Annotated in this window: 8 protein-coding genes; all 8 read right to left on the bottom strand. The window is 72.9% G+C overall.

Going from position 1 to position 8,967, the window contains the following annotated elements:
- Positions 1–381: cell division protein FtsQ/DivIB (locus VHA72_RS05855; protein ID WP_325573505.1), on the bottom strand; the 381-nt coding region annotated here is incomplete at its 3' end.
- Positions 374–1,807 (bottom strand): UDP-N-acetylmuramate--L-alanine ligase, encoded by a 1,434-nt coding sequence (gene murC, locus VHA72_RS05850; protein WP_325573504.1) that lies wholly within the window; start codon positions 1,805–1,807, stop codon positions 374–376. The genes VHA72_RS05855 and murC, both read right to left, overlap by 8 nt.
- On the bottom strand, positions 1,804–2,874 hold the full coding sequence (murG, locus tag VHA72_RS05845; protein WP_325573503.1) for an undecaprenyldiphospho-muramoylpentapeptide beta-N-acetylglucosaminyltransferase: 1,071 nt from the start codon (positions 2,872–2,874) through the stop codon (positions 1,804–1,806). The genes murC and murG overlap by 4 nt, the downstream gene beginning before the upstream one ends.
- Before the next feature lie 12 nt (positions 2,875–2,886).
- On the bottom strand, positions 2,887–4,134 hold the full coding sequence (gene ftsW / locus VHA72_RS05840) for a putative lipid II flippase FtsW (RefSeq protein WP_325573502.1): 1,248 nt from the start codon (positions 4,132–4,134) through the stop codon (positions 2,887–2,889).
- A gap of 177 nt (positions 4,135–4,311) precedes the next feature.
- Positions 4,312–5,562, bottom strand: coding sequence for a UDP-N-acetylmuramoyl-L-alanine--D-glutamate ligase (gene murD, locus VHA72_RS05835; RefSeq protein ID WP_325573501.1), 1,251 nt, complete (start codon positions 5,560–5,562; stop codon positions 4,312–4,314).
- Entirely contained in the window at positions 5,559–6,878 is a 1,320-nt protein-coding gene (locus VHA72_RS05830; protein WP_325573500.1) for a MurL-like N-terminal domain-containing, read from the bottom strand. Before VHA72_RS05830 ends, murD begins: the two co-directional genes overlap by 4 nt.
- Positions 6,871–7,815, bottom strand: a complete 945-nt coding sequence (locus VHA72_RS05825) for a Mur ligase family protein (RefSeq protein WP_325573499.1) — start codon at positions 7,813–7,815, stop codon at positions 6,871–6,873. Before VHA72_RS05825 ends, VHA72_RS05830 begins: the two co-directional genes overlap by 8 nt.
- Positions 7,812–8,903: a phospho-N-acetylmuramoyl-pentapeptide-transferase gene (gene mraY / locus VHA72_RS05820; RefSeq protein ID WP_325573498.1), complete on the bottom strand. Its 1,092-nt coding sequence runs from the start codon at positions 8,901–8,903 to the stop codon at positions 7,812–7,814. The genes VHA72_RS05825 and mraY overlap by 4 nt, the downstream gene beginning before the upstream one ends.
- Positions 8,904–8,967 lie beyond the last annotated feature (64 nt).

The following is an 8,967-nucleotide window of genomic DNA, read 5'->3' as shown; positions in this document are numbered from 1 at the left end:
CTCGGTCACCGCCACCCGGACCTTGTCCGGCCACTCCCGGGTCACATCGACCGAGCGGACCGGCGCCAGCGCGGCGACCCGGCGGCGTACCGCGTCGAGGTCGGCACGCAGCAGCGGGCCGCCCGTCGGCACCGCCGCGGCCCGCCGGATCTGGCCCTTGGTCAGCGTGGTCGAGCCGCTCACGCCGGTGATGTCGACGCCCTTGACCGAGAGCCAGGAGGAGAAGTACGCCGCCCAGACCCCGAAGCCGGCCACCAGCACCAGGGCGACCAGCGCCACCAGGTAGCGCCAGGCCAGCCAACGCCGACGCCACTGCCGACGGGCGAACCGGCGCCGGGTGCGGTCCTCGGCGCTCTCGGGTCCGCGCCGGCGGCTACGCACCGCGCTCCCGCAGCAGCTCCAGCACCCGCGGACCGACCTCGGTGACGTTCCCCGCACCCAGGGTCACCACCAGGTCGCCGGGCCTGGCCCGCTCGACCAGCGCTCGGGCGGCCTCCTCCAGGGTGGGCGCGAACACCTTCCGATGGTGAGGTACCGCGTCGGCCACCAGCGCACCCGTGACCGCCGGGTCCGGGTCCTCGCGGGCCAGGTAGACGTCGAGCACGACCACCTCGTCGGCGGCGCCGAGCGCGCGGCCCATCTCGGTGCCGAAGATGCGGGTGCGCGAGACCAGGTGCGGCTGGAAGGCGACGATGAGCCGCCCCTCCCCTGCCACTGCACGGGCGGCGACCAGGTCGCCGGCGATCTCGGCCGGGTGGTGGGCGTAGGAGTCGTAGACCCGGACGCCCGCCTCCTCGCCCTTGCGCTCCATCCGCCGCCGGGTCCCGGTGAAGCTCTCCAGCCCGGCCCTGAGCAGCTCGAACGGATACCCGAGCCGCAGCCCGACGGTCAGTGCGGCCAGCGCATCGGCGACGTAGTGTCGGCCCGGGATCTGCAGCGTCACCCGGCCGAGCTCGCGCACGGTGGTGTCCTCGCGGTCCAGGACGGTGAAGCTGGAGGTGGTGCCCTCGAGCACCACATCGACCGCCCGGACGTCGGCCAGGTCGGACTCTCCCACCCCCACGAAGCGCCGGCCCAGCGAGGAGGCGACGTAGCGCAGCGCGGCGGCTCCGGGATCGTCGACCACGGCCACGAGCAGGCCGCCCCTGTCGGCCGGGTCCACCCGCCCGACGAACTGCTCGAACGCCTCCCGGTAGGCCTCCTCGGTGCCCCAGCTGTCCAGGTGGTCGGCCTCGACGTTGGTCACCACCGCGACGTGCGGCCGATAGACCAGGAAGGCTCCGTCGCTCTCGTCGGCCTCGGCCACGAACAGGTCGCCGGTGCCCCGGCCGGCGTTGGTGCCGGTGGCGGCCAACTCGCCACCCACGGCGTACGTCGGGTCCGCTCCGGCGGCCTGCAGGGCCACGGTGAGCAGCGACGTGGTGGTGGTCTTGCCGTGCGTGCCGGCGACCGCCAGCACCCGGTGGCCGACCATCACCGACGCCAGCCCGGCGCTGCGCGGCAGCAGCCGCAGGCCGAGCCGCTGCGCCTCGACGACCTCAGGGTTGTCCTCGCGCACCGCGGTGGAGACCACCACGGTGTCGGCGGCGTGGACGTGCTCGGCCGCGTGCCCGACGTAGACCGTGGCCCCGGCCTCGCGGAGCTTGTCCAGGGTGTCGGAGGCGAGGCCGTCCGAGCCGCTCACGGCGATGCCGCGAGCCAGCATCAGCCGCGCGATCCCGGACAGCCCGGCGCCGCCGATGCCGACGAAGTGGACCCGGCCGAGCCGCTCGGCGGGCAGGATCGTCTCGGGGACCGGCACCCTCATCGGCCCACCTCCAGCACGATCCGGGCCAGCTTCTCGTCCGCGTCGCGCGGGATGAGCGCGCTGGCGCGGGCGCTCATCGCGGCGAGCCGCTCGGCGTCGGTGACCAGCGGCACGACGTGCTCGGCGACCCAGCCGGGCGTGAAGTCGGCGTCGTCGACGAGCACCGCTCCACCGGCGTCGACCACCGGCTGCGCGTTGAGCCGCTGCTCGCCGTTGCCGATCGGCAGCGGCACGAACACGGCCGGTACGCCGACGGCCGCGGCCTCGGTCACGCTCGACGCCCCGGCCCGACACACCATCAGATCGGCGGCCGCGAGCGCGTAGTCCATCCGGTCCACGTAGGAGGCCACCACGTAGGGCACGCCGGTCTCGGGGACAGCGAGCGTGTTCTTCGGGCCGACCACGTGCAGCACCTGCACGCCCGCAGCCGCGAACCTCGCGGCCGAGCCCGAGATCGCCTCGTTGAGCCGGCGCGCTCCCTGCGAGCCTCCGGTCACCACCACGGTCGGCCGGTCGCTGTCGAGGCCGAAGAACGCCCGGGCCTCGGCGCGGGTCGCGGCCCGGTCCAGGCTGGAGACCAGCCGCCGGATGGGCAGGCCGACGTACTCCGCCTTCGGCAGCGGGGTGGACGGGAAGCTGATCGCCACCCGGCGGGCGATCCGGGCGCCGATCTTGTTGGCCAGGCCGGGCAGGGCGTTCTGCTCGTGCACCACCACCGGCACCCGGCGACGCCGGGCAGCCAGGTAGACCGGCAGCGAGACGTAGCCGCCGTACCCGACCACGACGTCGGGGCGGACCCGGTCGAGCAGCGCCCGGGCGGCCCTCACCGCGGCGCGCAGGTTGACCGGGACGCGGAACAGCTCGGCGTTGACTTGGCGCGGCAGCGGCACCGGCGGGATCAGCTCCAGCGGATAGCCGGCGGCAGGCACGACGGTGGTCTCCAGGCCGCGGGGGGTGCCGACACAGGTCACCTCGACCGTCGGCTCGAGCCGGCGTAGGGCGTCGGCGGTGGCGAGCAGCGGCGAAGTGTGGCCGGCGGTGCCGCCGCCGGCGAGGATGACGCGCATGGTGACAAGAATCTAGCTGCGGGCCGACAGTCCGGCCGAACGGGACCTTCTGCGCTGGGACAGCGCGAGTGCGGCCTCCGGCTCGCGCCGGGCGAAGCCGATGACGAGCCCCAGCGCCGCCATCGAGGGCAGCAGCGCGGATCCGCCGTAGGAGACCAAGGGGAGCGGGATGCCGATGACCGGCAGGAACGCCAGCACCATCCCGATGTTGATCATCGCCTGGCCGACCAGCCAGACCACCACCCCGAAGGTCACGTAGCGCACGAACGCGTCCTTGGTCTGCCGGGCGACCCGGATCGCGGCGTAGGCGAGCACCACGAACAGGCCGATCACCAGCAGCGTGCCGACCAGGCCGAGCTCCTCGCCGAGCACCGCGAAGATGAAGTCGGTGTGGGCCTCGGGCAGGTCTCCCCACTTCTGCTGGGAGGCGCCGATGCCCTGACCGAACCAACCACCGGTGGACAGGGCGTAGAGCCCGTGACCGGCCTGCCAGCCGGCGCCGTGGAAGTCCTTGAACGGGTTGAGGAAGTTCTCGATCCGGATCAGCCTTTCCTTACTGGTCCCGACGAAGAACAGCGCGCCGGTGCCGACCACCAGCAGCGCGATGGTGAACCACTTGCTCGGGAACCCCACCACCCACAGCAACCCCAGCAGGATCGCGCCGAAGACCAGCGCCGTGCCCAGGTCGTGCCCGACCAGGACGAGTCCGGTCGCCAGCAGCAGACCCGGCACGACCGGCATGATCATCTCGTGGATGCTGCGCAGCCGGCGCTCCTTGAGCGCGTAGATGTGGGCAGCCCACAGGATCAGCGCGAGCTTGGCGACCTCGGATGCCTGGATCTGGATCGGCCCCAGGACCAGCCAGTTCTTGTTGCCGTTGACCGTCGCGCCCATGAACGCCGTCAACAGCAGCAGCGCCAGCGAGACGACGTACGCCGGCCAGACCAGCCGGCGGATCCAGCGCTGGGACAGCCGACTGGCCACCCAGGCGGTCGGCAGGCCGAGCACCACCCAGACCAGTTGCTTCTTGACCACCGCGTAGGAGTCGCCCGCGTAGTGGCGGTAGGCGTAGACGCTCGACGCGCTCATCACCATGATCAGGCCGATCACCAGCAGCAGCGCCGCGGCGCCGAGCAGCAGGTAGTACGACGTCAGGGGGCGGTCCAGCGCCTCCTGCAGCGCCTTGACCCAGCTGCGGGCCCAGGCGCGGTAGGACGGGACCTGCTCGGTGGCGGTCTCTTCGGGGTTGGCGGTCGTCACCGTGTCCCCCTCCTGCCAGCTCGAACCGTCACGGTGGGTCCAGTCTGGTCAAAGGTCCTGCCGATCACCGGGAGATCCGGCGCGTGTCGCGCAACCGGACCGATCGCCGGACCGATCGCCGGACCGATCACCGGACCGATCACCGGCCTGGTCACCAGCGCACTGCGCAGGCTCGACTCAGGACTCGCCCAGGCCACGGGCCAACTCGGCGAAGTGCTCGCCGCGGTGCCGATAGTCGCGGTAGGCCCCGAAGCTGGGCGCGGCCGGAGAGAGCAGCACCACCCCGCCCGGCGCCGCCCAGGCCGCGCCGGCCTGCACCGCGCTCGGTAGGTCGTCGCACTGCGTGATCGCGGCGCCGGGGGCGACGGAGGCGACCTCGGCCGCGATCCGGGCGCCCGCGGCCGGCATGGTGAACAGGTGTACGTCGGCATCCCGGCTGGCCAGCCCGCGGCCCAGCTCGGTGTAGTCGATGCCCCGGTCGTGGCCGCCGACCAGGAGCGCCACCCGCCGCCCGGGGAAGGCGTCGAGGGCCGCCAGCGCGGCCAGCACGTTGGTCGACAGCCCGTCGTCGACGAAGTCGACGCCGCCGCGGGTGGCGACCAGCGTCAGTCGCGACGGCAGCGGCTCGAATCCGGCCGTGGCCGCGGCGATCGCGTCGTCGTCCTCGGCACCGGGTACGCCGAGCGCGACCAGGGCGGCCCGGGCGATCAGCGCGTTGCGCCGGTTGTGCTCACCGAGCAGACCCAGCCGCCCCACCCAGGCGGGATGCTCGGACGGCACCCGCCGGACATGGCCGCCGAGCAGTGCCGCGTGTGCCTCCAACTCGAGGTCACCGGCGGGGATCACCACGGTCTCGACGCCGGGACGGGTGGCCAGGGAGAGCTTGTCGCGGACGTAGGCGTCGTACCCGCCGTGCCAGGTGAGATGGTCCTGGGCCAGCGAGGTGACCGCGACCACGCGCGGGCCGAGCACGATGTCGGTGGCCTGGTAGCTGGAGGTCTCGATCACCCACCAGTCCGCCGCCGGCGTCTGCGGGTCCCAGGGCGCGGAGCCGAGGTTGCCGCCCACGCCGACCGAGGCGCCCAGCCCACGGGCGAGCTGTCCGGCGATGGAGGTGGTGGTGCTCTTGCCCTTGGTGCCGGTCACGCACAGCACCCGGGAGCGGTCGGCGCCGGCCAGCCACAGCCCCAGGCCGCCGGCGAGCTCGACCCCGGCGGCCACCAGGGCCTCGGCCTCGGGCAGACGGCGGCTGATGCCTGGGCTCTTCACCACCACGTCGCAGTCCAGCAGGTCCGGCGACCAGCCGGACTCGACCACGACCGCCGCCTCGATGCCGTCGGCGGCCAGCCGGCGCAGGGTGGCACTGCCCTCCACGCCGACGCCCCACACGCCGACCCGGCGGCCGGCCAGGTCGGCGAAGGTGGTCACGAAGCCGCACCCGGGAGGAAGTGCTCGCCCTGGGCGTGGAGCAGGGTCGCGACCTCGGGCACGGGCAGTCCGGTGGCCTCGACGTACCCGACCAGGGTGGCCAGCACCGGGTTGTCGGCGCGGTCGGGGCGCGCGGCGGCGAGCAAGACCGCCCGCCGACACTCCCCCTCGTCGCCCACGCACTCCAGCGGCTTGGTCCGGCCGGGCTCGCCGAGCAGGTCGCGGAATGCCCCCTCCAGCCGCGGCTGCTCCAGGGGCTCGCGGCCGGTGAAGATCGCGTCCAGCTGGTCGCGAGACAGGTACGGCGCCAGGATCAGGTCGATGAAGCAGCACTTGTCGCACTCCCCGCACCACTGCGCCAGCCGGCTCTCGGGGTCGACGTAGAACGCCTTGTTGCAGCTGCGGAAGACCGGGTGGTAGCCGGTCAGCCCCGCGAACCGCTCGGCCACCCACAGCTCGCTGTAGGGCCGCAGCGCGGAGTAGTAGTCGACCCCCGTGACGGTCGCAGCGAGCAGGGCGCGGAAGCGACGCTCGAAGTCCAGGCCCTTGCTCCACTGGTGGTTGACCAGGGTGCCGTTGGCCCGCAGCGCGGTCGGCTCGCTGGCGGAGTGCTCGTTCGACATCACCACCTGGCCGCGGCCGTGCGCGACGGCGGTCAGCACCGCCACCGCGGAGAGCACGCCGGTCACGGGCACGTGGCCGTTGAAGTAGCCCCGCTGCCGGCTGGCCAGCACCTTCTCGTCCAGGTGGCGGCGCGCCCGCAGCACCGGCAGCCCGGTGACCGCGGCGGTGTCCTCGATCGGCGCGAACAGCACGTCCGAGGTGTTCGCCACGAACAGTGCGGCATCCGGGAAGGAGCGCACCGTCTCGTCCACGACCACGATCGAGTCGATGCCGCCGCCGAACGGGATCAGCGGCCGGGCCGGGTCCGTCGCCGCCGGCACCGGTACGACGCTCCGCTCCTCGCCGGTGACCTCCACGTCGCTGATGTCCAGGCCGCTGCGCCAGGCGAACTCGGCCAGGCCCTCGACGTAGAGCTGGTGGAGGAAGTCGCGCTCCAGCGCGGACAGCCCGCCCTCGACCACGATCCGGGCGGGCGCACCGGTCTTGTAGTAGGAGACGCCGGCCAGCAGCCACACCAGCCGGGCGGCCGCCCGGGCGGCCGCGGTGTCGTAGGCGCCGTGGGGGGCTAGGTCGAACCGCTCGACGAAGGTCTCGCCGTCCAGCGCGTAGCGACAGCTCAGCTCGCCCTGCGGCGTGAGCTCGAAGTCGACGTACCGGAACTCCTGGCCGCGCGGGCGCTTCTGCTCACTCATCGCCGGGAGAGTCTACGGCGCCGGCGGCGCGCAGCCCGTCGCGGACAGCCGCCTGGCTGACGCCATGGGCGCGCGCGAGCGCGGCGGCGGCCAGCGCGTCGCGCAGGTACGACGGATCGGCGCCACCGGGACCGAGATCGGCCACGGTGGCCAACTCCGCGGCGCTGGTGTGGCGCTGCGCGATGAACGCCCGGTCGACGAGCAGGTCCTCGACCAGACCGAGCATCGAGACGCCCGGCGTGTCGAGCGTGATCCCGATGGCACGGGCGCCCTCGATCACGTCGGCGTCCATGACCAGCCGCTCCGTGCCCTCGTCGGCGACGTCGTAGACGCACGCCCGCGCCACGCCCTGGAAGGCGATGCCCAAGACCGGGTCCTCGGCGCTGAGCACCGCGGCGGACTCGGCGGCCAGCGAGGTGCTGGCGGCCAGTTGGGCGGCGTCGAGCGCGACCGCGAGGGCGGCGGGCTGCTCGGGATCCATCACCGCCTCGACGAGCGGCGTACCGCCCGCACCGGCGTGGGTCGTGCGCAGACCGGCTGCGGTGAGGATGGCGGCGAGCAGGCGCGCCACCCGGGCGTGGCCACGACCGGCGGCGACCAGCCACGGCACGGCCGGATCGCGCAGCCGCCAGGCCAGCTCGGCGTCGCTCCACAGCGGTGCGCCGACGACCGCGACGCCCGAGCCGCCGGTGTCGACCACCAGATCGGTGACCGGGAGGTCGGCGAACGCGTCCTCGCCCAGCCGGATGTCGGCGCCCAGGGTGCGCAGCAGCTCGGCCCGCTCCTGGGTGTCCGCATCGCCGAGCTCGGTGTCCACCGCCGTCACCGTCGCGCCCAGGAAGAGCAGGTTGTCCGCGGCCGCGGCGCCGGCCGGCCCGAAGCCGACCACGAGCACCCGGACGTGCTCCCAGCCCTCGCGGGAGGAGGGCAGGGTCACGAGACGACCACCCACGCGCCGTAGAAGAGGCCCAGGCCCGCGGTGACGCAGATGCCGGCGATGATCCAGAACCGGATCACCACGGTGATCTGCTCCCAGCCGAGCATCTCGAAGTGATGGTGGATGGGTGTCATCCGGAACAGTCGCTTGCCGACGCCACCGCCGCGCTTGGTCAGCTTGAAGAAGCCGACCTGCAGGATCACCGAGACCGTCTCGAGCACGAAGATGCCGCCGATGATGGCCATCAGCACCTCGGTGCGGCTCATGATCGCCAGCCCGGCCAGCGCTCCGCCCAGCGCCAACGAGCCGGTGTCGCCCATGAAGATCTTGGCCGGCGAGGCGTTCCACCACAGGAAGCCGAAGCACGCGCCGGTGATCGCGGCCGCGACGATGGCCAGGTCGAGTGGGTCGCGCACGGTGTAGCAGTGCAGCGGGTCGACGTTGGGGCGGGCGCTGCCGCAGCGCTGGTTGTTCTGCCAGATCGAGACCAGCGTGTAGGCGCCGAAGACCATCATCGAGACGCCGGTGGCCAGGCCGTCCAGGCCGTCGGTGAGGTTCACCGCGTTGCTGGTCGCGGTCACGATGAACCAGATCAGCACCAGCACCACCACCAGCGGCAGCTTCCAACCCCAGTCGTGGATGGTGGACAGGTAGTGCGAGGCCGGATGCACGCCGCGGTCGTCGCCGAAGAAGCAGGTGGCGAGTACGCCGAACAGCACCGCGACCATCGTCTGGCCGATCATCTTGGCCCCACTGCGCAGCCCCAGGTTGCGCTGCCGGAAGACCTTGATGAAGTCGTCGAGGAAGCCGACCAGGCCGCAGCCGACGAAGAGGAGCAGGAGCAGCCACGCGCTCGCGCTCGGGGCATCGCCCTCGGCGAGCTTGGCGAGCAGGTAGGCGACCACGGCCGCGAACACGATCGCGACGCCACCCATCGTCGGCGTGCCGCGCTTGGTGTGGTGGCTGGTCGGGCCGTCGTCGCGGATCTCCTGGCCGTAGCCCCACTTGGTGAACTGTCGAATCGCCAGGCGCGTGCCGAGGAGCGAGAGGAGCAGCGCGATCACGCCGCTCAACAGGATCGCCCTCATCCACTCACACCCTTCCCGGCCGCTGCACCCGAACGCATCGCAGGCATTCTTCCCTACCCCGGCG

Origin of the sequence: Nocardioides sp. (genome assembly GCF_035547795.1) — a bacterium.
Taxonomy (GTDB): domain Bacteria; phylum Actinomycetota; class Actinomycetes; order Propionibacteriales; family Nocardioidaceae; genus Nocardioides.
This window is presented reverse-complemented; position numbering and strand designations above follow the sequence as displayed.